This is a genomic window from Vibrio sp. D173a (assembly GCF_030248475.1).
The window spans coordinates 1-803 of the sequence record NZ_JAHGAH010000426.1 but is presented as its reverse complement, the minus strand read 5'-3'; the positions used below and the strand labels follow the sequence as shown (position 1 = coordinate 803).

Genomic DNA, 803 nt, shown 5'->3' with positions numbered 1-803 from the left:
GCTGAGCTTGGATTACTCACCTTATGCTTACGCGATTTCACAAGATGGTGAGCGCAGCAGTGATTGGTTTATTGGGGCAAACATTACACCGACCAACGCTGAAAAAGTTGAGGCTGCCATCGATAAGGTGTTGGCCGAACTGCTAAATGGCATCACCGGAGAAGAGGTGAGGGCAGTCGGTAAACAGTTGGAGAATGACTTTGCGCCACTCGATGCCAACCCTGTGGATCAGGCGTGGTTTGTCTCTCGTTATATTATTCATGATTTCGGTGTCGAGGCGCTGTTTGATGTGAAGGGCATGGTAAATTCCATCTCCAGTAAAGATATGAACGAGCACGCTCAGCGCCTATTCGGTGAAAACAGTCGTTACTATAAGAACATTCTACGCCCAGAGCAGTAGAGACCTGCTGGCGTTTCGCCATTAAGGACGTGTCACCAAAGCCAAGCCAATCGCGCTTGGCTTTTTTATTGGTTTGAGATTGTCAGCGTTGTGTCAAATATGAATAAGGCAGCTTTTAAATCAATTGTATCTTTCATTGCTGTTATATATTGTCGACGTTTCTATCATTTGAGATTGTTTTGAGTTGTTGAAGTTAGGCGCGCGTTTAGTGTTGATGTTGTTTGTACTGAGCTTTGGCTTAGTGAACAGTCACGGCTATTCGTTCCCAGCCAAGCCATTTCAAACGGCAACGTCAACCAGCCAATTGTGTCAGCAACTAGCTGAATCTCATCAAAAAATATCTTCAGCAACGCTGCAAGCGTGTGAGCAAACCAAGCTCATTCCTCCTATGGAAGACAGCTCG

General features: G+C 45.7%; 2 pseudogenes. Both read left to right on the top strand.

The features are described 5' to 3' along the window. Positions 1-400, top strand: a pseudogene (locus KIV40_RS26455) (insulinase family protein); the annotation flags it as partial. Positions 401-614: 214 nt separating this feature from the next. Next, positions 615-803, top strand: a pseudogene (locus KIV40_RS26450) (hypothetical protein); the annotation flags it as partial.